Origin of the sequence: Desulfosarcina alkanivorans (genome assembly GCF_009688945.1) — a bacterium.
In the GTDB taxonomy this organism is placed as follows: Bacteria; Desulfobacterota; Desulfobacteria; order Desulfobacterales; family Desulfosarcinaceae; genus Desulfosarcina; species Desulfosarcina alkanivorans.
On the sequence record NZ_AP021874.1, the window covers coordinates 4660658 to 4683459 of the forward strand.

The window sequence follows — 22802 nt, forward strand, 5'->3', positions numbered from 1 at the left end:
ATGAAAAAAGGTATCCTCATTCCATTGGATCGCCCTGCCCGGCTTTTAAAAAAAGCGCGAGCCTATCTCGCAGATGTGGAACGGTTTCTTTCGGAAACACCCGTTGCCGTGAATATTTTGCTGGATGCGCTGCCCCACGCCGATACGGATATGATTTTGAAAATTCTGCCCCTAATCGGATACGCCGGCAAAGACAAGGTCTTATGGCCGCTCTATCACCTGATGACAGGTCCCTGCAAAGACGAACAGGTCCGCCATTCGGCAGCCCTGCAGTTGGGGCTGGCCGCTTCATTGAGTGACGACCCGTCGGCGTTGAAAGGGGCATTGATAGCCAAGCTGAATCATCCTGAACCTTACGTTAGAAGCAGCTGTGCATTGGCTCTAGGCTGGGAGGGAAACTGGCCGGCGGTTGAATCGCTCGTTGCTCATCTGTCCGATCCTGACCAGGATGTGCAGGCATCGGTAATTGCAGCGTTGTCATCGGTGGGTGACGCTCGCGTGTTCGATATTTTAAGAGATCGCCTTGAATACGGAACCAGGGAGCAACAGCGCAGTATCCTGTTGAACCTGTGGCGGTTTGCGGAGCGCATTCCCCACGTAGAGGACGTTTATGTGGGATGCATGGACACCATTGCATCGGATCTGCGACTGGATGCTCTTTCCGGTTTAGGAATAATTCCCTTGTCCGGTGCAATTATAGATACCTACCGGCGGCTCCTGGCAGATGAAGATCCCCGGATCCGCCATCAAATCCTGAAAAATCTATCGGCGGAGGATCCTGCCGACTATGGCCCGCTGAATGATATTCTTGAACGGATGCTCGAGGACGCGGATCCCCGGGTCCGGCAGGCCGCGATCCACCTTTTTGCCAAAACATAGGGGGCGCTCCGCTGGTTCCGGAGAAACGGAAGGTGCAGGATGGACGGTTCCATGAAGCGTCCGGGGTCCGGGTTACGGTTTATCAGGTTTCGATGAGGTTGTTCTGGATGGCAAACCGGGACAGATCGGCGTTATTACGCAGATTCAGCTTCTTGAGCAGTCGGAATCGATAAGTATCCACCGTTTTGATGCTGATGTGATACGCTGACGCGATTTCCCGGTTGGTATTCCCCAGGGCAAGGCGCCTCAGTACCTGAAGTTCCCTCGTGGAGAGGGTGTCCATGGGACTTTGAATTTTATTCCCCTTGGCCACGCGTAGGGCCAGTGCTTCGGCGGCTTCATCGGTCAAAAACAGCGAACCGGAATGAACTTTACGAATGGCTTTGACCAGTTGTTCCGGAGCGCTTTGTTTGGTGATGTACCCCATGGCGCCGGTTTCAATGGCCCGGACCACATACTGGTTTTCCTCGTGCATGGTCAGGACCAGAATGGGTACCTCCGGGCTCTCACTTTTCAGTTGGGTGATCACTTCCAACCCGTCCAGAACGGGCATGGATATATCGATCACCGCAACATCCGGTTTTTCCTTGCGCACCGCCAGCACCGCCTCCCGGCCGTCCGAGGCTTCGGCCACGACTTCGATGTCACCGCTTTCTTCGACGATTCGACGAAGTCCGGCACGAACAATGCCGTGATCGTCGGCAAGAAGAACTTTGATCATGGTGGTCAGCTTTCCGTTAGGGGCACCGTAAAGCAGATCCGGGTTCCTCCCCGGGGTCTGGATTGAACATCGAACGTTCCGCCTGCCAGGCTGGCGCGTTCCCGCATGTTGGCCATGCCCAGGCCATCGGCTTCACCCGTCGAATCCTTTTCGAATCCTTTGCCGTTGTCTTTGATGGTGAGCGTCAGTGTTTCGCCGCTGAAGGACAGGGCCACATCAACGCGGGATGCCGATGCGTGGCGCGCCACATTGGTTAACGCTTCCTGGGTGACCCGGTAGGCGGCGGTCGCGATATTGCCGCGAATTTCCGGGCCGGGTTCATGTTTGAAAATACAGGAGATGTGGCTTCGTTTTTCAAAGTCAGCGGTATACCATTCAATCGCCTCCACCAGTCCCAAATGGTCCAGGACGCCCGGGCGCAGCCGGATGGCCAGGCCGCGAACCTCTTCGATGGTTGTATCGATGAGTTCGCACATTGTCAACGCACGCGCCGAGGCATCCGGGTCGGATGCCGCGACCCGATTGCGGATCCAGACCGCTTCCAAACGAAGGGCGGTAAGCACCTGCCCCAGTTCATCGTGAAGCTCGCGGGCCAGGTAGGCGCGTTCTTTTTCCTGCCCGGCCATGATGCTGGCGGACAGTCGCCGCAACCGTTCCTGGGCCTTTTTCAGGGCGGAAATGTCCGTGGCGATTCCGCAAACGCCCGTTACCCGTTTTTGGCCGTCGTAAAGGGGAAATTTGGTGCTCAGGTAGGTATGGGTGTCACCGTCGATGACGATGCTTTCCTCCACCTGGATCGACTGTTTCTCCCGAAGGACCCGATCATCATTTTTGAAGAACTGGTCGGCGATGTCCGGAGCAAGAAAATCCCGGTCAGTTTTTCCGCGTACATCAGCTGAACGGATACCGAACAACTCTTCGAAACGGGAGTTGACCATGGTATATTTGCCGTCCGCATCCTTTATATGAACCACGGCCGGCGTATATTGGAGAATTCCGGATATTTCCCGGGTGCGCTTGCGTACCTGGCTTTCCAGATCCTTGGAATGAATACTCAGCGCCTCCTTCGCCTCCTTCAATGCCAGCTCCGCTTTGTTTCGCTCCGTGACATCCATGGATACGGCAAGGGATCGAATGGTTTGTCGCTGTTCATCACGATCGGTGATGGCCGACAGCTGGACGTCGATGATTTCCCCATTTTTTTTGATGAACTGATAGGGCACATCCTTGATAAACCCTTTTTTGAAAAAAGCGGGGATGATTTCTTCCTCCGCATATTTGCGGGAACCTGCGGAAAGATAGTCGGTGAATTTTTTCCCGATGACCTCTTCGCGTCTGTAGCCAAGGGCTTCGGACCAGTAATCACTGACGCTGACCAGGATTCCCTTGCTGTTGATGGAATGCAGCATGGCCGGCGTATGATGATAAAGGGAGCGATACCGTTCTTCACTTTTTCGAAGGGCCTTTTCCACACTGCGGCGCCTGGCAATTTCCAGACTGGCCCGGCGATAGAGAAAGAAAATCGAAGCCCCGAGCAGTGAGCAAAGGATGATGATGACCGGCCGAATGATTTTAGACAGGGGTTCGGAAACGATTTTCGACGCGGCTTCGAGGTCGTAGAGGTGGATGATTTTCCAATCATGATAGTTGTCCACCGGGACCTGGTGAAACAGGTACGTCTTTCCGGATTCATCGACAACGTGCGTATCTCCTTTTCTGCGGATTCCGGTCCAGTGCCAGGGGCCGTTTCCGAACTGCCGGGATAGTCTCAGCCGGCGAAGATCTTCCGGTTTCAACGGCCACAGAAGCTGGTAAAGCCATTCGGGGCGGCTGGATATGAATATCACGCCCTGGGGATCCACCACCAGCTGTATGCTGGTCGGTTCCGGATTCAGCTCCCTTTCCACGAAAAAGATGGATGCCTTGATGACGGCGATTCCCAAAGGGGTATCGGCATTTTCACGGTAGACCGGATAGCTGTAATAGGCGCCCCGTTTTCGTGAGGTGGTGCCCAGGGCCAGATAATTGGATGGCAGTCCCTGCATTGCGTGCTGAAAATAGGGGCGAAAAGAAAAATTCATACCCACAAAGCTGTCCGGCGCATTCCTGTTGGACGAGGCGATGGTGTTCCCGCCGGCATCCATGAGATAGCATACATCGACCCCCAGGGTTTTTTGGAACAGGTCCAGCAGGGCATTGGCAGCCTTCAACGACGGTGGATCAGTTTGGATCAGGACATCCACCAGGGGCTGCATTCCCGCCAGAACCCGAACGGGCTTGTTGTTTTCGGAGAAAAAGGCGGACAGGTTTTTTTTGGTGGTCTGGAGCCGTATAAGGGCGTTGCGTTCCGCTTCCTGATAAGCGTATTCCCTCAGGAAACTATAGTATAGATAACCGGCAACGCAGGCGGATACAAATGCCAGCAGGGAAAGAATCCGCAGGATAGATCTTAGCTTCATCGGATGGTGCCCCGGCGGTTGGTTTCTTTTCCGTCAGTTTCGTTTTTTCTGCAACATGCGGACACTGCCGGGTGGAAACGGCTACATGTCAGATTTGAAAAAGGATTCGGCATCCACAATCGTATCCGGCTTTTTCGTGTATTCAGTTGGAACCGTGCCCTCTTTGAAACACTCGAAGCGGGTCTTGGTGGATTCGGGGATCGGCAACAGCCCGGTTTCCGCGTCTATTTTCGAGAAAACCACACCTTCGGGAACCTGAAACACGCGGACCGGCTTGCCGGTCAAGATGGTGTTCATGAACCCCAGCCATATCGGACTGGCGGTTCTTGAACCCGTCTCCCCCTTACCCAGGGTTCTCCCGTTGTCATACCCGACCCATACACCGGAAATGAACCGCGGGGTGTAACCGACGAACCAGGCATCCTGAAGATCATTGGTCGTCCCGGTTTTTCCGGCCACCGGCCGTTGCAAGGCTTTAACGCGTTTTCCGGTTCCCTCTTTGACCACACTTTCCAGCAGGCTGGTCATGATATAGGCGGTGCTTTTGTCGATCACGCGTTCCCTGGACGGGTTCATTTCTTCGAGGATATTACCGAACCGGTCTTCTATTTTGGTGATGAAGGCCGGTTCCACCAGATAACCCTGATTGGCGAAAACGGCATAGCTGTTGACCAGTTCCAGCAAAGAGACGCCCGAAGAGCCCAAAGCGATGGACAAATCGCGGGCCAGTTCGGATTCGATGCCCAATTTTCTGGCATAGTCGATGCTGTAATCGATACCGATATCCTGAAGAATTTTAATGGTGACCACGTTTCGCGACTTGGTCAGTGCTTCCCGCAGCAGTGTGGGACCGTAAAATTTCTTGCCGTAATTTTTGGGTTTCCAGGTAAAATCGTTAACCTCATCTTCAAAAACGATGGGGGCATCGATGATCTCGGATGCGGCGGTAAACCCCTTGTCCAGGGCCGCTGCGTAGATGATGGGTTTAAAGGCGGATCCGGGTTGACGGCGGGATTGAATGGCCCGGTTGAACTGGCTCTCCATGAAGTCGCGGCCGCCAACCATCACTTTCACCAGCCCGGTTTCCGCTTCAATGCACAGCAGGGCGCTCTGGGCATCGGGCGTTTGTTCCAGGGAAAGGTCCCACAGATCCGAGGCATCCTGCTTTTTTACCACCCGCACCTGAATCACATCCCCGGTTTTCAGGACCTGGCTGACCTTTTTGACGCGGGCCTGGTAAAAAGCCAGGTTCGGATTGGGTTTGCGCGCCCAGCGCATGTCATCGATGGAAACGATACCCCGGGAGTCACCCATGCGGATGGTGGCTGTTCCCGACCGGTCATTCACATCAATGACCACCCCTTTGGTTGTGGCACCTTCGACCAGCGGGTTTTCCAGCAACACGGTCTGGCGCTTATCGCTGAACGCTTCAATCTCTTCGGGCGCCAGGCGCGTCTCCGGACCCCGGTATCCCCGCCTGCGATCCAGGTCCCGAAGGCCTTTTTCGATTTCCTTTCGGGCGGCCTTTTGCATTTCGATGTTAACCGCCGCGTAAATCTTCAGGCCCTGGGTGTAAAGCGCGTCCTTGCCATATTTTTTTTCCACGTACCGCCGGATGTGTTCCGTATAGATTGGCACTTCTTCGATGTACCAGTTCCGGCGGGGCTTGATGTCCATCTTTACATCGATGGCTTCGGTCACTTCGGTGTTGTTGATGAAGCCTTCCGCCAGCATCCGGTTAAGCACGTAAATCTGCCGCTGCTTGGCGCGTTCGGGAAAGCGAAACGGCGAATATCGGCTGGGCGCCTGGGGCAGGCCGGCCAGAATGGCGCATTCCGCCAGATTCAGCTGGCTGACCGACTTGCCGAAGTAGTTTTCCGCAGCGGCCTCCACACCATAGGCGCCATGGCCCAGATAGATCTGGTTCAGATAGAGGTAAAGCACTTCTTCTTTCGTAAAGGTTTTGTCGATCCGGTAGGCCAAAATGGCCTCCTTGATCTTTCGTTCGTAACTGCGTTCAGGGGTGAGCAGAAATGATTTGGTGACCTGCTGGGTGATGGTGCTGCCCCCCTGGACAATGGTTCCCGCCTCGATGTTCTTGATGAATGCCCGGATGATGCTGAAAAAATCGATTCCCTGGTGCTTGTAGAAGCGGGCATCTTCAGCAGCGATGAAGGCCTGTTGAAGCTGAAGGGGTATGCTTGACAGGGGGACAACGATGCGTCGCTCCTTATAAAATTCGGCGATTTTGCGGTTGTCGTCCGAATAAACCGTGGTGATGATGGACGGATGGTAGTCCGTCAGCGACGTGATTTTGGGCAGGTCGTCACTCAGATAGAGATAGACGCCCACCATGGCCGCGGCCCCCATGAGCATCAAGATGACGGCCGTGAACAAGGACCATTTGACGAGGCGGCCAAGGATCGCTCCCGGTTTACGGCGTGCCCGTTTTTTCAAAATCTGAGAAGCACTTTTTTCTTTGGACATAGCAGACCTGGAAAACCTGATAGTGTCTTGGCATCCCGAGGCGGTGGCAGCAACGCCTCCTCTGGGACGCAACCCGGATCCAACAACCGTATCACCCTAACAAAGTAAATAATTTTTCGCAAGATTATCCCGCAGTTGCGAAAAAAAGGGATTGACTCCCACAGGTGATGTGGGTAGATAATCCGGTTTCGGCAAAACAGGTTGAAAACTGCGGAAAAGGCGGTCTCCACAGGAAAAAAAAGCCCCGACTGCATCCAATACGGAGAGAAACGAATGATCGAACTGAATTTTGAAAAAATGGGAGGCCTGGTACCGGCCATCGCCCAGGATGAAAAAACCGGAGCGGTGCTCATGCTGGCCTTTATGAATCGGGAGGCCTGGGAGGCAACCCTGAAAACCGGCCGGGCCACCTATTACAGCCGCACCCGCGATACCCTGTGGGTCAAGGGCCTCACCTCGGGACACATCCAGAACGTCAAAGAAATCCGTGTGGACTGCGATGCCGATACCGTGTTGCTGACGGTGGAGCAGGTGGGTGGTGCCGCCTGCCACACCGGTTTTGCCAGCTGCTTTTATCAGAAGGTGGAAGACGGCGCCCTGGTCACCGAGGGAGAGCCGGTTTTCGATCCCAAGGAGGTTTACAAAGAATGACGACGCCGCTGAAACTGGGCATTCCCAAGGGAAGCCTGCAGAAATCCACCATGTCCCTGTTCAAACGATCCGGTTGGAACATTAATGTCAACGACCGCAGTTATTTTCCCGAAATCAATGACGATACCATCGAGTGTGCCATCTGCCGGGCCCAGGAAATGTCCCGTTATGTGGAAAACGGAACGCTGGATGCCGGCCTGACCGGCAAGGACTGGATTGCCGAAAACAGTTCCGATGTCCGTGTGGTGGAAGATCTTGTTTATTCCAAGGTCAGCGCCCGGCCGGCCCGGTGGGTGTTGGCCGTGCCCTACGATTCGCCGATCCAGACCATTGACGATTTGAGCGGTAAGAAAATTGCCACGGAACTGCTCGCCTTCACCGAGCGTTATTTCAAATCGCGCGGTATTTCCGTGGACGTCGAGTTTTCATGGGGCGCCACGGAGGCCAAGGTGGTGTCCGGACTGGCCGACGCCGTGGTGGAAGTCACCGAAACCGGCAGCACCATCAAGGCCCACGGGCTTCGCATTATTCACGAACTCATGCAGACCAACACCCAGCTGATCACCAACCAGCAAGCATGGGACAATCCCCGCAAGCGGGAGAAAATCGAACAGATCGCCCTGTTGCTCAAAGGTGCGCTGCTGGGAGAAAAGATGGTGGGGATCAAAATGAACGTTCCCCAGGACAAACTGGAAAAGGTCGTGAGGTTGCTGCCCAGCCTCAATGCGCCTACGATCGCCTCCCTGTATCAATCCGACTGGTTTTCAGTGGAAACCGTGGTCGGCACCGATGTGGTTCGGGACCTGATTCCCTGCCTGATGAAAAACGGTGCCGAAGGCATTATTGAATATCCGCTCAACAAGGTAATTTAAACCGTTGGTCGATTACGGTCGACGCTGCTGTTAAGGGGACCACCATGGCATCGAAACGCACCGAGGAAATGACATCCTTTATCGTCATGGATGTGCTGGAACGGGCCTGCGCCCTGGAATGCGAGGGAAAGCACATTATCCATCTGGAGGTGGGCGAGCCCGATTTCGACACGCCGGCGTGCGTCAAAGCCGCCGCCTGCAAGGCTCTGGAAGACGGGTTCACCCACTATACCCACAGCCTGGGCATTCCTGAACTGCGCGAAGCCATCTGTGCCTACTATCGCGATACCTACGGGGTTGGCGTGGACCCGGATCAGGTGGTGGTCACCTCCGGAAGCTCTCCGGCTATTTTCATGACCTTTGCCGCCCTTCTGGAGCCCGGTGATCAGGTGATCCTTTCCGACCCCCACTATGCCTGCTACCCCAACTTCATCAAATTTGTCGGCGGAGAACCGGTGCGGGTGCCGGTCTTTGAGGAGGACGGATTTCAATACCGGCCCGAGGCCATCGAAGCCAAACTGTCGGAGCGCACCCGGGCCATATTTATCAATTCCCCTTCCAACCCGACGGGCAATCTGTTATCCAAAGCACGTATGCAGGCCATCGCCGACATGCCTCCCTGGATCGTTTCCGACGAAATTTATCATGGGCTGGTATACGAGGGAAAAGAGCACTCGATTCTCGAATTCACCGACCGGGCTTTCGTTCTCAACGGGTTTTCCAAACTCTTCGCCATGACCGGCCTGCGCCTGGGTTACCTGATCGCGCCCAAGGAGTTCGTGCGCCCCATTCAAAAGGTACATCAGAACTTTTTCATTTCGGCCAATGCCATGATCCAGAAGGCCGGGATTGCCGCATTAAAGGAATCCTGGAAAGATGTGGCGCGAATGAAACGCATCTACAATGAGCGGCGCATCTTCATGATTCGTCGGCTAAGAGAAATGGGACTGGGGATCACCGTGGAACCCACCGGGGCGTTTTATGTGTTTGCCAACGCCCGGCACATTTCCAAGGATTCCTATGCCCTGGCATTCGATATCCTGGAAAAGGCCTGCGTGGGGGTAACGCCGGGAATCGATTTCGGTCAACACGGAGAGGGATACCTGCGTTTCTCCTACGCCAACTCCATGGAGAACATCGCCGAAGGCATGGACCGCCTGGAAGCGTATTTCAAGGCCCGAAAATGACCGGTACCCATCGACATGATCGTTAAATCGGCAGAATTCGTCACCAGCGCGGTCAAGGCTGCCCAATACCCCGAGGCCCGGCACCCGGAGGCGGCCTTCGCCGGACGTTCCAATGTGGGAAAATCGTCGCTGATCAACACCCTGGTCAACCGGAAACGACTGGTTAAAACCAGCTCCACCCCCGGCCGGACGCAGTTGATCAATTTTTTTTCGGTCAACGACGCGCTTTCCCTGGTGGACTTGCCCGGATATGGCTATGCCAAGGTTCCCGCATCGGTGCGTCGCAAATGGGGACCCATGATCGAAACGTATCTGAAGGGGCGGGAAACCCTGAAAGCGGTTGTCCTGATTCTGGACATCCGCAGGACGCCCGGCCTCGAAGAACAAAATTTTATCGACTGGCTGGAACTCTATCACCGAACCGCCATCCTGGTGCTGACCAAGGCGGACAAGCTGTCCAAAACCGACCGGAAAAAGCGGCGGCAGGCCATCGGTGCCGCCTTGGGCGTGGACGAATCGACCCTGATCCTTTTTTCCGCCAAAACGCGGTTGGGCAAGTCGGAGGTCTGGTCCGCCTTAGAAAGGGCCGTTCTTGGTGAACCCTGTGAACGAGACTGACCCAAGCCAATCTTTCAGATCCGGCTTTGTCGCCATTTTAGGCGCGCCCAATGCGGGAAAGTCCACCCTGCTCAACCGCATGCTGGGCCAGAAGATCTCCATTACCTCGAAAAAGCCCCAGACGACACGCAACCGGATCCTGGGCGTGGTTCACCGGGCCGCCTCCCAGATGGTTTTCCTGGATACGCCCGGAATTCATCGGGCCCGGCATCCGCTCAATACGCGAATTGTTGATGCCGCCTTGGCGACCCTGTCGGAAGCGGATGTGGTCCTTCTGGTGGCGGACGCCCAGACGCCGGACGGCCCCTCTGAACGATTGTTGCTCGAAAAGCTCTCCCAGCAACGGCTCCCGGTGCTCCTGGCACTCAACAAGATCGACCTGGTCCAGCGGCCGGCCCTGTTGTCCCAGATCGAAGGCTGGTCCGGCGCCTTCGCCTTCAGAGCCATCGTTCCCATCAGCGCAAAAAGCGGCGAGCAGGTGAACCCGCTGATGGATGCCATGGAAGCCACCCTTCCTCCCGGGCCGCCCTTTTTCCCGCCCGACAGCCTGACCGACCTGCCGACGCGGTTCATTGCCGCCGAAATCGTCCGAGAAAAGGCCTTCCGGCTGACCGGCCAGGAAATCCCGTACGCCCTGGCCGTTACCATCGATTCTTTCAAAGAGGAGAAAAAAGGGGCGCTCGTCCGGATTCATGCCACCATTCACGTGGAGCGGGACTCCCAGAAAGGCATTGTGATCGGTCGACAGGGCGCCAAGCTCAGGCAGATCGGTGAGGCGGCCAGAAAGGAAATCGAGGCCCTTTTGGGCACCGGGGTTTTTCTCAAACTCTTTGTCCGGGTGCAGAAAAACTGGACCCGGGATACCCGGGCGCTGCGGAAGTTCGGTTATTGATGATTCTTTCTTTTCACCCGTGTTATGAGGCCGACACCAACATCCTTTGCGCCGGCCGGCTGCCGGATGAGAAGGATCTGTCGGCCATCCAGGCGGCCGATGCCGTTATTTTGCCCCAGGGTTGCCGGGAAGTGCTCTACCGGATGGCCCGAAAAAACTGCCCGCATGTCTTTCCCGACTATGATGCCCGCTTCCAGTACCCGGGAAAAACCGGTCAGGCCAAGCTGTTTAAGACCCTGGAGGCGCCCCATCCCCGAACCTGGGTGTTTGAAGACACGGCTCACTTCCGGCGCCGGTACGGGGCGGTTGGCGATGCCGGATTTCCCCTCGTATTGAAACTGGATTGGGGAGGAGAGGGCGACACGGTCTTTCTGCTCCAATCAGGTTCCGATCTGGCGAAAGCCCTGTCCAAAGCAGAGGCATACGAACGTTCCGGCCAGCGGGGATTCGTCCTCCAGACCGTTGTCCCCGGATCCCAACGCACGTTGCGGGTCGCCGTGGTCGGACAGACCCAGCGGACCTACTGGAGAGTTCAGGACCACCCGTTCCGTTTTGGAACCAGTGTGGCCAAAGGTGCCCGTGTTGACCCAGACTCGGATCCGGACCTGCGCCGGAAAGGGTCGACTCTGGTCCGCCGGTTTTGCCGGCAAACACGAATCAATCTGGCCGGATTTGATCTGATTTTCGATGAATCCAAAGAACCGGGGATGGATGCACGGCCGTTTTTTCTTGAGATCAATTACTTTTTCGGCCGGTCGGGCCTGGGGGGATCCGAACGGTTTTATGTACTGCTTCAGACAGAAATCGACAACTGGCTGGCCAGCCTGGGATTGGGGACGGCCTTGCCCCCCGCTGACGCCGCCGCAAGGGAGACACCATGAAACCGTATGCTTATGATCCCGATGATCGGGGTCTTAAGCGGGAGCGTCAGAAGGCCCGGGAACTGAGACAGTCCCAGTGGTGGAAGCGGCGCTGCGCCAAAGGCCGCTGCCATTACTGCGGCCGCCGGACGCCGGCTGCCGAGCTGACCATGGACCATGTCGTCCCTGTGGCCAGGGGTGGGAAAAGCACCAAGGGAAATGTGGTGCCGGCCTGCAAGTCCTGCAACACCAGGAAAAAACAACTGCTTCCCATGGAATGGGATGACTATCTCCGCTCGCTTCAATCCTCACCCTGACCTGATGCCATCGCGCCCGGAAAAACGCCCTGGAACTGGTTTCAGTTGCGGGGACCCGTCATTTCAGGGACCACACCCCCTTCTTTTCACCGCATAGCTGTTGACATCGTCACGAATCTGTCTTTTAATCGCCCGACCACAGGTGTGTCCGGACACAAAACCCCCCGGAGGTCTGATGCGCACGGAAAAAGAGCAGAATCTGCTGCTCAGGGCGCTGGATGCGTTCAAACGAAAAATCGTCGTCATTTCAAAGGATTTTCGTATTCTGGTTTCCGCCGGTGTCGATTCCCTTATCGGTGGAGAGTCCCCATCGGGAAAATGCTGCCACGAGGTGTTTTACAACCGCCCTCAACCCTGCGACAACTGCCCGGCCAAAAAGGTTATGGATACGGGTAAGCCTTCCCTGAGAGACCTCTCTTCCAGTTCCTTGAGCAAACAGAAACGATCCTGCCTTTATGCCTACCCCATTGCTGACGAAGACGGGCAGGAGGTGATGACGATTTTCAACTTCGAGTTGCCGGCGCTGGACGGTCTTGAGGAAGAACTCCGGCGGGCCAACAGCTTTTTGTACAACCTGCTCCAAAGCGCCTGTGACGGCGTGATTGCCGCAGACGTGACCGGCAAGATCATTATTTTCAACGATGCCGCCGCTGCGGTGACCGGTCATAGCGTGGAGGCGGCGCTCGATCATCTCAACATCAGAGCGATCTATGAAGGCGATGGTGCCAAGGAGGTGATGCGGCACCTGCGAAGCGATGGTTATGGCGGTAAGGGAAAGCTCAAAAAGTATCGGATTAAGGCGAAGGGTAAAAACGGAGAAAAAATTCCCATCAGCCTTTATGCGTCCATCATTTACGATGAAAATGGCAACGAAGCCGGCTCCATCGGGTTTTTCCATGACTTGAGAGAGCGTATCCATATTCAGCAGAAACTGGAAAAAACCCAGCTGCAGCTGATACAGTCCGAAAAGATGGCGTCCCTCGGGAAATTGTCTGCCGGCGTGGCCCACCAGCTCAACAATCCCCTGGGGGGCATAACGCTTTACACCAAGCTGATGCTGGAGGATTATGATCTGGAGGACAATGCCAAGGAGGATTTATACCGTATTTTCAAAGATGCCCAGCGGTGCCGGGAAACCGTCAAGGAATTGCTGGAATTTGCCCGGCAGACGCGTCAATTCATGAAACCCCTGAACATCAACAAGGCACTGGAGCGAACCCTCTTTCTCATCGAAAACCAGACCTTGTTCCACAACATCACCGTGAAAAAAAAGATGGCCCCTTTTATCCCCCTGGTGATGGCGGACAGCCAGCAACTGGGACACGTGTTCATGAACATCATCATCAATGGCGCCCAGGCCATGAACGGCACCGGCACGATCACCATCACCACCCGGGAATCGGCCACCAAAGACGGGGTCATCATCGAAATCGCCGATACCGGCCCGGGAATTTCGGCCGAAGACCTGGAGCATATATTTGAACCTTTTTTTACCACCAAAGAAGAGGGCAAGGGCACCGGATTGGGATTGAGTGTGGTATACGGCATTGTTGAAAATCACCGCGGCGCCATTGCCGCAAGGAGTATTCCCGGCCGCGGCAGTACGTTCACCATTGAACTTCCCATCACCCATGAAACCGAAAAAGGAGCCGAACATGCAGAGTTCGCCTGATCCTCTAACCGTTCTGGTCGTAGATGATGAAAAGGGAATCCGGGACGGGTCGAAGCGGATCATCAGCCGGATGGGATGCAATGCGCTGACGGCTGAAAACGGAGAAGCGGGCCTGGACATTATAGGACGGGACGACGTGTCGATCGTGCTCCTGGATCTTAAAATGCCCGGCATCGACGGCATGGAAGTACTCCGGCGGATACAGGCCATGGACCGGGATATCATGGTGATCGTCATCACCGGCTTTGCCACCATCGAAACCGCCATCGAGGCGATGAAGCAGGGTGCCTACGACTTTATCCCCAAACCATTCGAGCCGGACCAGCTGCGGATCGTGGTCAACCGGGCCCGGGAAAAAATATGGCTTAAAAAGGAAGCGGTGAAGCTGGAAGCAGAGCGTCGCCGGACCCTCGCGGACCTGGGAACTGAAAAAAGCAGAATCCATACCATCATCGATTCGCTTCCCAATGGTATCGTGGTGACCAACGCCGACGGCCAGGTGGTGTTGATGAACCCGGCCTTTGGCCGGCTTCTTGATCTTGACGCGGACACCACGGCCGGCGGCCAGATTTCCGCCTATCTTCCCGACGAGGGGTTGTGTCGGTTGATCATGGAGATTTCCACCGGATGCCATGTGGATTTTGACGATATTCCCACCTACGATTTTTCCGTTGGCGACGACCGCTTCCTCATGGCTCGCGGCCGGCCGGTTATCGGTGAGCGCAAAGCGTGCCTCGGCGCCGTGGTGACCATTATCGACATCACCAACATGAAGGTGCTGGATCGGCTCAAGTCCGAATTCGTGGCCAAGGTGTCCCATGAACTCAGAAGCCCGCTGTCCACCATCCACGAGCAGCTGGCACTGGTGCTCAACGACCTGATGGGCCAGCTCAGCGAATCTGAAGAACACCTGCTCGCGCGGGCCAAGGAAAAGACCCAGGGGTTGATTTCCACCATCGGCGACCTGCTGGACCTGTCGCGAATCGAATCCGGAAACACCTGTCAGGAACCCAAGCCGGTTCAACTGGAAGATCTGTTGAGCAACATTGTCGATTTCCTCGGTACACGGGCCAGAACCAAGGATCAGACGCTTCTCCTGGAGCGGCCGGCCGATCCGCTGCCCACCATCAAGGCCGACCCTCTGGCCCTGGAGAGTATTTTCGGCAACCTGATCACCAACGCCATCAACTACACCCAAAACGGTGGAGAGATTGTGGTCAAGGCGGACACCACCGGCATCAACCTTCGGGTGCGGGTGATTGACAACGGATTCGGCATCGAAACCCGCTATCTGGACAAAATTTTCGACCGGTTTTTCCGGGTGAAGAACGACAAGACCCGGTTCATCACCGGCACCGGTTTGGGGCTGCCCATCGTCAAGGGACTGGTGGAGGCCTTAAATGGCCGGATCGTTGTCGACAGTGTTCCCGACAAGGGAACGACCTTCATGGTGTTGCTGCCGGTTAATTAATCCGGCACCTTCCAGAGTGGGGCTTTCGGCACCCGGCCCGCTCATTTTTCTTGACTGGATGATCGCTATGGGTTACCGAGGATAAAAAAGATACCAGTGCCGCCCCTGCGGGCGGGCACTGCAGCTATTGAGTTATGCAACAGGCATCAGCCACCCAGGCTCAACCGGGGTGGCTGTTTTTATTGGCGGTGTCGAAAAACGTCCGACACCTGCGAAACGCATCATCCCCCGTCGAAGGGGCGCACCGCACGGACGCCTCGTTTCCGGGGGGAGAAGGCCTTGGTGGTCCGCGTTTTAAACATTCGTCTCTCCGCCCAGCCTGGATGTGGATCCATCGCCGGGTGGTGTCTCCATCAACAGCCAGAATATCCGGGAGGCAAGTGTGGCCACATTGCTGGTGATCGACAACTACGATTCGTTTACCTACAACCTGGTGCAGATGTTCATGCGCCATGATCTTGCCATCCGGGTGTGCCGAAGCGATCGGATTTCCCTGGAACAGGTGGCCGCGGCCTCCCCGGATTACATCCTGATCAGCCCGGGGCCCAAGGACCCGGAACACGCCGGCATATCCAAAGCCTTGATCCGGTCGTTTTTCCGGACCATTCCCATTCTGGGCGTCTGCCTGGGCATGCAGTGCATCAACGAGGTGTTCGGGGGGCGGACCGTGCGGTCGCCGGCACCGACCCACGGTAAAACCAGCCTGGTTTTTCACCGACGCCAGGCCCTGTTCGCCCGGATGCCCTCCCCGTTCACGGCCGCCCGCTACCACTCCCTGGCGGTCCAGCCGTCGGCCGGGGCCCTGGAAAAGGATCTGGCGGTGACCGGAGAAACCGAAGACGGCACCATCATGGGGCTCTCTCACAACCGGTTCCCGCTCCATGGCGTCCAGTTTCACCCGGAAAGCTTCTTGACCGAGAAAGGCGGTACGCTGATCGAGACCTTTTTGCAATTGGGACCGCTGAAAGCAGCGCTGGAAAAAGGTCGGCAGCCCCAGCCGGCCGCACCGTTTTTATCGCCCGGACCGCCAAGCGGGACGGTTGTCCAGGCGGGGGCCTGTTGAAAGCGTTGAAAAGCCGCCTGCCCGGCATCGTCGGGGTCAGGACCGAATCCCTGGCACTGGAGGAGCCCTTTGCAGCCATGGCAGCCCGCTTTGCCGGGGAAGCGGGCTGTGTGGTGCTGCTCAGCGGCGGCGATCTGGATTGCGCCCGCTATCATATCCTGGCGCTGCGCCCCTGGCTCACACTCACCGGGCGGGCCGGAACAACAACCCTGCTGATCGACGGAGCCACCGTCGCGGTTCCCCGGGCGCCCCTGGATGTGCTGCAAACGGTTCTCGATCGCTGCCGCCTGACCGCCAAAGGGCTGGTGGACCCGGTGGTCGCCGGTTTGTTCGGATACCTGGCCTACGACCTGAAAGATGATCTGGAGGACCTGCCGAAAACCAGCGTCGACGATCTGGGACTGCCCAGCCTCGTCATGGCCGCCCCCTCCCTGGTCGTGGTTCAGGACAAGGCCGACGGCGCAACACGGGTCCACGCCATTCTTCGTGAGGACCGGGATCCTTCGGCGGCCGGTGCCGCGATCGACGCGTTTCGCCGGGATTTGAACACACCGCCCCGGGAAAATGGCGGGTTCTCTGGAAGCGGCAGCCGTTGGACATCCAACTTCACCCGTCCCGAGTACGAATCCGCGGTCCGCCGCATCCGGGAATACATCGCCTCGGGCGACGTTTACCAGGTGAATCTGTCCCAGCGCTTTGAAGTGGAATTCCAAGGCGACGGCTACAGCCTGTTCCGGACCCTATACCGCCTCAACCCCGCACCCTTTTTCGCCTATGTGCATGCCGGCGGTCACCGGATCGTTTCCACTTCGCCGGAACGCTTTCTGCTCCGCAACGGGGACCGGGTGGAAACCCGTCCCATCAAGGGCACCCGCCCCCGGGGGCAAACGCCGGAGCAGGATGACAGGATGCGGGCCGAACTGGCCGGGAGTTCCAAGGATGACGCCGAGCTTTCCATGATCGTGGACCTGATGCGCAACGACATCGGCAAGGTGTGCGCCGGCGGATCGGTGCGCGTGGCGCAGCACAAGCGATTGGAAGCCTACCGGAACGTTTACCACCTGGTTTCCGATGTGGAGGGGACCCTGGCCGGGGGCAGGGATTCCGTGGATCTGATCCGGGCTGCCTTTCCGGGCGGCTCCATCACCGGCTGTCCCAAGATCCGCGCCATGGAGATCATCGACGAGCTGGAAAGCCGTCGCCGGCACGTCTACACCGGTTCCATCGGTTACGTCAGCTTTCATGACACCATGGACCTGTCCATCGCCATTCGTACGGCCACCATTGTCGGCAACCGTCTGGTCTTTTCCGTGGGCGGGGGCATCGTCTACGACTCCGACCCTGCTGACGAATACGAGGAAACCCTGCACAAAGGGCGCACCCTGATGTCTGTTTTTCAGGGAACGGTCGGGCTGCGGACAGATGCCGACGAGGGGTCGCCGCAGGTGTGGCTGAACGGACGCATCCTGACCCAGACCCGGGCGGTTGTTCCGGTATCCGATCTGGGGCTCCAATACGGCTTCGGCTTTTTCGAGACCATCCGGGTGGAAAAGGGCGCCGCCTGTCGGCTGCAGGCCCACCTGGATCGCTTCAACCGCTCCTGGAGGGCGTTGTTCGGCGGTGAGCCGCCCGATTTGACCTGGCGGGACATCATCGCCCAGGTCATCGGGAAAAACGAACTGGACGATGCAACGGCGGCCGTCAAGATCCTGGCCACCCGCGGCCCGGCCGAAAGCGCCGGGGGTGACGGCGTGCTTCTGGTAACGGCCCGGCCCTACGTTCACCGCCTGGAAGCCCTCGGGGCCGGGGGCCTGCGCCTGGCCACCTTTCCGCATCCGCGCATGACGGTCATGGCCGACTTCAAGAGCCTGAACTATCTGCACTGCCACCAGGCGGGCCTCTGGGCGCAGAAGAACGGCGCCGACGAAGCCGTCATCCTGAATCCGGACGGTACGGTATCGGAGACGAATTCCGCCAACCTCGTGGTCGCTACCGGCCGGTCGGTGACCCTGCCCCGATCGCCCCACGTGCTGCCCGGTGTGATGCAGGCGGAGACCTGCCGCCGCCTGGAAGCGCGGGGTTACCTCATCACGGAGGCCCCCATCCGGCCGGAAGACGTCCTGAAGGCCGATGCGGTCCTGCTCACCAACGCCCTCATGGGGGTTGTCCCGGCCCTCAGTCTGGACGGGCAGCCGCTGAAAATAGATCATGAGCTGCTCGAATCCCTGAACCGGAATCTTTTCATGCAGCGGTGAACGGCGATGGACATAATACGCTGGTGGAAAGCTGTCTCCTGTCTGCCCTCATCCGTTGAAACCATGTGCCGGCCAAAGCTGAAAAAGCGCGGCTCCCTGCCCACCCCTTTCACTCCGACGAAAGACCCGGTCAGGAGGCCGGTTAAGGATGAAGCCGGGAAAGACAGCGCCGATATCCGCCTTCATGCGCGGGGGGAGTAATCCCCTCACTGGAAAGAGGTCGATTGAAGAAAACGGCCCAGTTTCTGGCCAGGGAGGCGGCCGCACCTCATTCCGATAGGAGCTGAGCGGGCAGGTCATGGCGATGGAGCTGGGCGGGCGGATTGAGTGCAGCCAGACCTGCGGTGTCCTGCAGGGCAGAACCGCTGTGCGAAGCCGGAACGTCGAGCTATCCCGTCAACTTCGGATTGTCGTGATGGCGCTTGCTGTCCCGGGCGGTTTTCTTTTCCAGGTTTCGGGCGATGGCGGATTCCAGGTTCACGCCGGTCTGGTTGGCGATGCAGACCAGAACGAAAAGCACATCGGCCAGTTCATCACCAAGGTCCGAGGTCTCTTTTTTACCCTTAACGCTCTGCTCCCCGTAAGTCCGGGCCATGATCCGGGCCACCTCCCCCACCTCCTCCACCAGCACGGCCAGGTTGGTCATTTCGGAAAAATAGCGCACGCCGTGAGTCCGGATCCATCGGTCAACGATGGATTGCAGGTTCTCGACGGTCAGGGGGGTCGGCCAGGGTGTTATATCGGTCATCGTCATCCTTAAGTACCCATCCGTTGTTTCTCCACAAAGGGAGGATTCAGCTTCGGTCAAGGCGGCAGCGATGTTGAAACCGGAGGCGCGGCCGTCCTGCTTCGAAGATTTCAACTGAGCCCGAAGGGCGGTCTGGGTTCAAAGATGCCGCCGGTGGCGCGTCACTGCCTGATGTGGGCCACCACATGCCCCAGTTCCGGGAATATCAGCGCTTTGCAGGCCAGCTTGCAGGCTTTTTTACTGCCGGGCATGCAGAACACCACCGTACTGCCGATAATGCCGGCTGCTGCGCGGGATAGGATGGCGGCGGAATCGATCTCTTCGTAGCTGAGCTGGGCGAAGAGGGTCCCGAAAGCGGTCATCTCCTTGGCAAACAAGGGTTTGATGGCTTCGATGGTGACATCCGTCGGGGTGATCCCGGTGCCGCCGGTGACCAGCAGGGCCTGAAGGCCGTGATCCCGGATGGCTTTCAAGGCGGCCTCCCGGATAGCGATGGTGTCGTCGGTGACCACCTGGTGAAACCGGACGTCGTGACCTTCTTTTCCTGCCTGTCGGGCAATCCACCGTCCGCTGTCGTCGTCATCTATCGACCGGGTGGTGGAAACCGACAGGATGCCGACGCCAACCGACGCCGGAGCCATTTTCCGGTGCTGGTGTACACCCATATGTGCCTGCCTTTTTTAAGCGTTGACGGCTCGACGCCCCCTGTTTGGGGGCCATCAATATCTGGTTCGGTCGCTATCTCCGATAGCTGGAACCCGTTTCTGAAAGGATTCTAACTAACCCATCGGGCATGTCAAGGCAAGCCAAGAATCCCTTAATCTCCTTGCTTTTAAAGAGGCATTTTTCTATGTTAAAAAGCAATCGGGCCAGTCCTTCATAATGATCATATGGCCCCTTGATTACCATTTTTCCGGGGAGATGGGATGGCGGCACCCTGCACCGGCGTGATTCTCGCCGGCGGACTGAACACTCGTTTTGACGGACAAAACAAGGCCTTCATCAAAATCGGGGGCAAGCGTATCGTGGATCGCCTGCTGGATGTCTACACCCGGCTGTTCGAACAGGTGGTTCTGGTGACCAATGATCCGGCCGCTTACATGGATGTGGATGCCCTGATCGTCAGTGACCATTATGCGGTGCGCAGTTCGCTCAACGGCCTTCATGCGGGGCTGTTCGCCGCCAGCCATGAATATGCTTTTTTTGCCGCCTGCGATACGCCGTTCATCAAGGGCGCGCTGGTCCAGCTCGTGCTGGCCCATATCGCACCCAAGGCGGACATCTTCATGCCGTCCACATCGGCCGGCTACGAGCCCATGTTTGCCGTCTACCGAAAAACCTGTCTGCCGGCCATGGCGTGGCAGTTGGAGCACGACCGGCTGAAGATCCAGGGCCTGTTTCGAAAGCTGCGGGTCAAAACGGTGGCCGAGGCCGATCTGCGAGAGGTCGACCCCGAGCTGGTTTCTTTTTTCAACGTCAACACCCCCGAGGATTTAATCAGGGCCGAAACCTTTCGTAAAGGCAATCGCTGAGGAGCACACGAGATAATGAATGCAGATAAGCTGATTTCCAAAATAAAGCACCACCCGGCTTACGACCGGGTGGGGATGATTCTGTGCCACAACGGAGTGGTTCGGGGAACCTCCCGCGACGGTCGCCGGGTGACGGGTCTGAGGGTGGCCGTGGATCGAAAACGGCTGGATCTGGTTCTCGCCGAGCACAGGCGCCGGCCAGGGATTGTGGACATCCAGGTTGAGATCGCCGCCGATACCGACCTGGTTGTCGGGGATGATGTAATGATGCTGGTCGTGGCCGGTGACATCCGCGAAAATGTCATCGACGTCCTGACCGATACCCTTAACGCCGTAAAAACCACAGTGACCGCCAAAACCGAGTTTTTTGCCTGATTGGTGGTTTTCTTGTCCGGGAGTGTATGATGTCCGAAATGACCCATATCGATGACCAGGGCCGCGTGCGCATGGTGGACGTGACTGCAAAAAAGCCATCCCAGCGAACCGCTGTTGCCCAGGCCGTGGTCCATATGACGGCCGAGACCTTCCAGCGCATTGTTGACGGCGCCGTATCCAAGGGGAATGTGCTGGAAACGGCCCGCATTGCCGGGGTCATGGCGGCCAAAAAGACCGCCGACCTGATTCCCATGTGCCATCCGTTGAACCTGACCCACGTCCAGGTTGATTTTTTTCCCGATGCGGCCGTGCAGGCCATCCGCATCGAAGGTACGGCGCGCATCGTGGACCAGACAGGCGTTGAAATGGAGGCGCTGACCGCCGTTTCCGTTGCGGCGCTTACCCTTTACGACATGTGCAAAGCCATCGACAAGGCCATGACCATCACCGATGTCTGCCTGCTCAAAAAAAGCGGCGGAAAAAGTGGCTCTTTCAGCCGTGAACAATCCAGCCCATGAAACCATTGAAGCCAACCCGTCAATGCATTCAGTGGTTCTTTCTGGGCCTGGCCCTGACCATGGCATCGGGTTGCTCCCTTTTCCAAATCCCCTCCGTCCAGCCTGAGACCGAGCTGGTTCGGCTGGACAGGGGGGACTATCCCGATTTTTCAGACGGCCTGTTTCTGGACAACCTGGCCTACGGCATCGGCAAAAGCCTCGAATACCTGGGCAGGGTGCCGCCCGAACGGACCTTCCGCTTCGGTAAAGACCGTTACAGTGCCCTTCACCTCATGCATTCCCTGGAGGCGCTGCAGGTTTTTGTGAAAACACGACCGGACCCGGCGGCGTTGAACCGGTTCATCGCCAACCGTTACCGGGTCTATCGATCCGTCGGGGGGCCTGACAGTGGACAGGTGCTGTTTACCGGCTACTACGAGCCCCTCCTCAACGGAAGCCTGGCGCCCGACGAACGCTACCGGTACCCGGTGTACACCTTGCCCGAAGATCTGATGGTCATCGACCTTTCCCCCTTTTCAGAAGCGTTCAAGGGAAAGCGCATCATCGGTCGTATCAAGGGCAACACCGTGGAACCCTACCCGGATAGACAGGCCATCGAAGCGGACAAGGACTTTGCCCGGGTCGCCACGCCCATCGCCTGGGTGGACGACCGTGTCGAGCTGTTTTTCCTCCAGATTCAGGGCTCCGGGCGGATCTACCTGCCCAACGGGTCCTTTCTCCGGGTGCACTACCATGGTGCCAATGGTCATCCCTACCGCAGCATCGGCCGGTTGCTCATCGATCAGGGTAAGATTCCCCGCGAGGAGATGTCCATGCAGCGCATCGAGGCCTATCTGCATGCCCATCCCGATGAAGTGGACGCTGTGCTCAACTACAACCCCAGCTACGTTTTTTTCCAAACCGAGACCTCCGGCCCCATCGGCGCCATCGGCGTGGACCTGACTCCCGGACGATCCGTTGCCGTGGATCGTCGGGCATTTCCCATGGCGGCGCCCGCTTTCCTGCAAACACGGATTCCGGTGATCGACGGCAACGGCCGCATCGACCGATGGATGGATTTTTCCGCCTTTGTTCTGAATCAGGACACCGGCGGCGCCATTCGGGGGCCGGGCCGGGTGGATCTTTTCTGGGGCAACGGCCCCTACGCGCAGATTGCTGCCGGCCACATGCAGCACAAAGGCTCGTTTTACCTGCTGGTGCTGGCTCCGGACCGTCCCTGACCCGG

General features: G+C 57.5%; 21 protein-coding genes. 16 read left to right on the forward strand and 5 right to left on the reverse strand.

What is annotated here, in order from left to right; genetic code table 11:
- Positions 1–879 (forward strand): HEAT repeat domain-containing protein, encoded by an 879-nt coding sequence (locus DSCA_RS20390; protein WP_167527879.1) that lies wholly within the window; start codon positions 1–3, stop codon positions 877–879.
- Positions 880–961: 82 nt separating this feature from the next.
- Here DSCA_RS20390 and DSCA_RS20395 read toward each other — a convergent pair whose 3' ends face one another.
- From DSCA_RS20395 to DSCA_RS20405, 3 genes are all read right to left on the reverse strand, one after another.
- Positions 962–1600, reverse strand: a complete 639-nt coding sequence (locus DSCA_RS20395) for a response regulator (protein WP_155318181.1) — start codon at positions 1598–1600, stop codon at positions 962–964.
- 5 nt (positions 1601–1605) lie between these two features.
- Positions 1606–4059 carry a sensor histidine kinase gene (locus DSCA_RS20400; protein ID WP_155318182.1) on the reverse strand — a complete coding sequence of 818 codons (2454 nt, stop codon included), beginning with the start codon at positions 4057–4059 and terminating at the stop codon, positions 1606–1608.
- Between the two features lie 81 nt (positions 4060–4140).
- Complete coding sequence (locus DSCA_RS20405; protein ID WP_155318183.1) at positions 4141–6546, reverse strand: penicillin-binding protein 1A; 2406 nt, start codon at positions 6544–6546, stop codon at positions 4141–4143.
- Between the two features lie 273 nt (positions 6547–6819).
- On the opposite strand from DSCA_RS20405, the gene hisI reads away from it, so the two are divergent.
- The 11 genes from hisI to pabB all read left to right on the forward strand — a co-directional run bounded on the left by hisI (position 6820) and on the right by pabB (position 18404).
- Positions 6820–7197 carry a phosphoribosyl-AMP cyclohydrolase gene (hisI, locus tag DSCA_RS20410; protein WP_155318184.1) on the forward strand — a complete coding sequence of 126 codons (378 nt, stop codon included), beginning with the start codon at positions 6820–6822 and terminating at the stop codon, positions 7195–7197.
- Positions 7194–8069: an ATP phosphoribosyltransferase gene (gene hisG / locus DSCA_RS20415; RefSeq protein ID WP_155318185.1), complete on the forward strand. Its 876-nt coding sequence runs from the start codon at positions 7194–7196 to the stop codon at positions 8067–8069. Before hisI ends, hisG begins: the two co-directional genes overlap by 4 nt.
- A 44-nt stretch (positions 8070–8113) precedes the next feature.
- Positions 8114–9256, forward strand: a complete 1143-nt coding sequence (locus tag DSCA_RS20420) for a pyridoxal phosphate-dependent aminotransferase (RefSeq protein WP_155318186.1) — start codon at positions 8114–8116, stop codon at positions 9254–9256.
- A gap of 15 nt (positions 9257–9271) precedes the next feature.
- Positions 9272–9874, forward strand: a complete 603-nt coding sequence (gene yihA, locus DSCA_RS20425; protein ID WP_155318187.1) for a ribosome biogenesis GTP-binding protein YihA/YsxC — start codon at positions 9272–9274, stop codon at positions 9872–9874.
- The gene (gene era / locus DSCA_RS20430; protein WP_231716228.1) at positions 9861–10766 is read left to right on the forward strand and encodes a GTPase Era; all 906 of its coding nucleotides are present in this window, start codon (positions 9861–9863) and stop codon (positions 10764–10766) included. The genes yihA and era overlap by 14 nt, the downstream gene beginning before the upstream one ends.
- Complete coding sequence (locus tag DSCA_RS20435) at positions 10766–11647, forward strand: ATP-grasp domain-containing protein (protein WP_155318189.1); 882 nt, start codon at positions 10766–10768, stop codon at positions 11645–11647. Before era ends, DSCA_RS20435 begins: the two co-directional genes overlap by 1 nt.
- On the forward strand, positions 11644–11943 hold the full coding sequence (locus tag DSCA_RS20440; protein ID WP_155318190.1) for an HNH endonuclease: 300 nt from the start codon (positions 11644–11646) through the stop codon (positions 11941–11943). Before DSCA_RS20435 ends, DSCA_RS20440 begins: the two co-directional genes overlap by 4 nt.
- Positions 11944–12118: 175 nt before the next feature.
- A complete protein-coding gene (locus DSCA_RS20445; RefSeq protein WP_155318191.1) occupies positions 12119–13615 on the forward strand; it encodes a PAS domain-containing sensor histidine kinase in 1497 nt (498 codons plus the stop codon).
- Positions 13599–15086, forward strand: coding sequence for a hybrid sensor histidine kinase/response regulator (locus tag DSCA_RS20450; protein ID WP_155318192.1), 1488 nt, complete (start codon positions 13599–13601; stop codon positions 15084–15086). The genes DSCA_RS20445 and DSCA_RS20450 overlap by 17 nt, the downstream gene beginning before the upstream one ends.
- A gap of 382 nt (positions 15087–15468) precedes the next feature.
- Complete coding sequence (locus DSCA_RS20455) at positions 15469–16149, forward strand: anthranilate synthase component II (protein WP_155318193.1); 681 nt, start codon at positions 15469–15471, stop codon at positions 16147–16149.
- Positions 16146–18404: an aminodeoxychorismate synthase component I gene (gene pabB / locus DSCA_RS20460; RefSeq protein WP_231716229.1), complete on the forward strand. Its 2259-nt coding sequence runs from the start codon at positions 16146–16148 to the stop codon at positions 18402–18404. The genes DSCA_RS20455 and pabB overlap by 4 nt, the downstream gene beginning before the upstream one ends.
- A gap of 388 nt (positions 18405–18792) precedes the next feature.
- Here the strand turns inward: pabB and DSCA_RS20465 are convergent, their stop codons facing one another.
- Positions 18793–19152 carry a nucleotide pyrophosphohydrolase gene (locus tag DSCA_RS20465; RefSeq protein ID WP_197904640.1) on the reverse strand — a complete coding sequence of 120 codons (360 nt, stop codon included), beginning with the start codon at positions 19150–19152 and terminating at the stop codon, positions 18793–18795.
- A 161-nt stretch (positions 19153–19313) separates the two neighbouring features.
- The gene (locus tag DSCA_RS20470) at positions 19314–19817 is read right to left on the reverse strand and encodes a MogA/MoaB family molybdenum cofactor biosynthesis protein (RefSeq protein WP_155318194.1); all 504 of its coding nucleotides are present in this window, start codon (positions 19815–19817) and stop codon (positions 19314–19316) included.
- A gap of 261 nt (positions 19818–20078) precedes the next feature.
- Between DSCA_RS20470 and mobA the strand changes: the two genes are divergently transcribed.
- From mobA to mltA, 4 genes are read left to right on the forward strand one after another with little or no spacing between them, the layout of a single operon-like run.
- Positions 20079–20684 carry a molybdenum cofactor guanylyltransferase gene (mobA, locus tag DSCA_RS20475; RefSeq protein ID WP_155318195.1) on the forward strand — a complete coding sequence of 202 codons (606 nt, stop codon included), beginning with the start codon at positions 20079–20081 and terminating at the stop codon, positions 20682–20684.
- A gap of 15 nt (positions 20685–20699) precedes the next feature.
- A complete protein-coding gene (locus DSCA_RS20480; RefSeq protein WP_155318196.1) occupies positions 20700–21059 on the forward strand; it encodes a molybdenum cofactor biosynthesis protein MoaE in 360 nt (119 codons plus the stop codon).
- 29 nt (positions 21060–21088) lie between these two features.
- Positions 21089–21577, forward strand: a complete 489-nt coding sequence (gene moaC / locus DSCA_RS20485) for a cyclic pyranopterin monophosphate synthase MoaC (RefSeq protein ID WP_155320501.1) — start codon at positions 21089–21091, stop codon at positions 21575–21577.
- Positions 21574–22797 (forward strand): murein transglycosylase A, encoded by a 1224-nt coding sequence (gene mltA / locus DSCA_RS20490; RefSeq protein ID WP_155318197.1) that lies wholly within the window; start codon positions 21574–21576, stop codon positions 22795–22797. The genes moaC and mltA overlap by 4 nt, the downstream gene beginning before the upstream one ends.
- The last annotated feature ends 5 nt before the right edge of the window (positions 22798–22802 follow it).

Coding starts and splice junctions, on each gene's coding strand:
- yihA (WP_155318187.1), top strand. CDS start 9,272: ATGATCGTTAAATCGGCAGAATTCGTCACCAGCGCGGTCAAGGCTGCC.
- hisI (WP_155318184.1), top strand. CDS start 6,820: ATGATCGAACTGAATTTTGAAAAAATGGGAGGCCTGGTACCGGCCATC.
- DSCA_RS20400 (WP_155318182.1), bottom strand. CDS start 4,059: ATGAAGCTAAGATCTATCCTGCGGATTCTTTCCCTGCTGGCATTTGTA.
- DSCA_RS20440 (WP_155318190.1), top strand. CDS start 11,644: ATGAAACCGTATGCTTATGATCCCGATGATCGGGGTCTTAAGCGGGAG.
- DSCA_RS20405 (WP_155318183.1), bottom strand. CDS start 6,546: ATGTCCAAAGAAAAAAGTGCTTCTCAGATTTTGAAAAAACGGGCACGC.
- mobA (WP_155318195.1), top strand. CDS start 20,079: ATGGCGGCACCCTGCACCGGCGTGATTCTCGCCGGCGGACTGAACACT.
- mltA (WP_155318197.1), top strand. CDS start 21,574: ATGAAACCATTGAAGCCAACCCGTCAATGCATTCAGTGGTTCTTTCTG.
- DSCA_RS20480 (WP_155318196.1), top strand. CDS start 20,700: ATGAATGCAGATAAGCTGATTTCCAAAATAAAGCACCACCCGGCTTAC.
- hisG (WP_155318185.1), top strand. CDS start 7,194: ATGACGACGCCGCTGAAACTGGGCATTCCCAAGGGAAGCCTGCAGAAA.
- DSCA_RS20450 (WP_155318192.1), top strand. CDS start 13,599: ATGCAGAGTTCGCCTGATCCTCTAACCGTTCTGGTCGTAGATGATGAA.
- DSCA_RS20435 (WP_155318189.1), top strand. CDS start 10,766: ATGATTCTTTCTTTTCACCCGTGTTATGAGGCCGACACCAACATCCTT.
- moaC (WP_155320501.1), top strand. CDS start 21,089: ATGTCCGAAATGACCCATATCGATGACCAGGGCCGCGTGCGCATGGTG.
- DSCA_RS20445 (WP_155318191.1), top strand. CDS start 12,119: ATGCGCACGGAAAAAGAGCAGAATCTGCTGCTCAGGGCGCTGGATGCG.
- DSCA_RS20390 (WP_167527879.1), top strand. CDS start 1: ATGAAAAAAGGTATCCTCATTCCATTGGATCGCCCTGCCCGGCTTTTA.
- DSCA_RS20395 (WP_155318181.1), bottom strand. CDS start 1,600: ATGATCAAAGTTCTTCTTGCCGACGATCACGGCATTGTTCGTGCCGGA.
- DSCA_RS20420 (WP_155318186.1), top strand. CDS start 8,114: ATGGCATCGAAACGCACCGAGGAAATGACATCCTTTATCGTCATGGAT.
- DSCA_RS20470 (WP_155318194.1), bottom strand. CDS start 19,817: ATGGGTGTACACCAGCACCGGAAAATGGCTCCGGCGTCGGTTGGCGTC.
- DSCA_RS20465 (WP_197904640.1), bottom strand. CDS start 19,152: ATGACCGATATAACACCCTGGCCGACCCCCCTGACCGTCGAGAACCTG.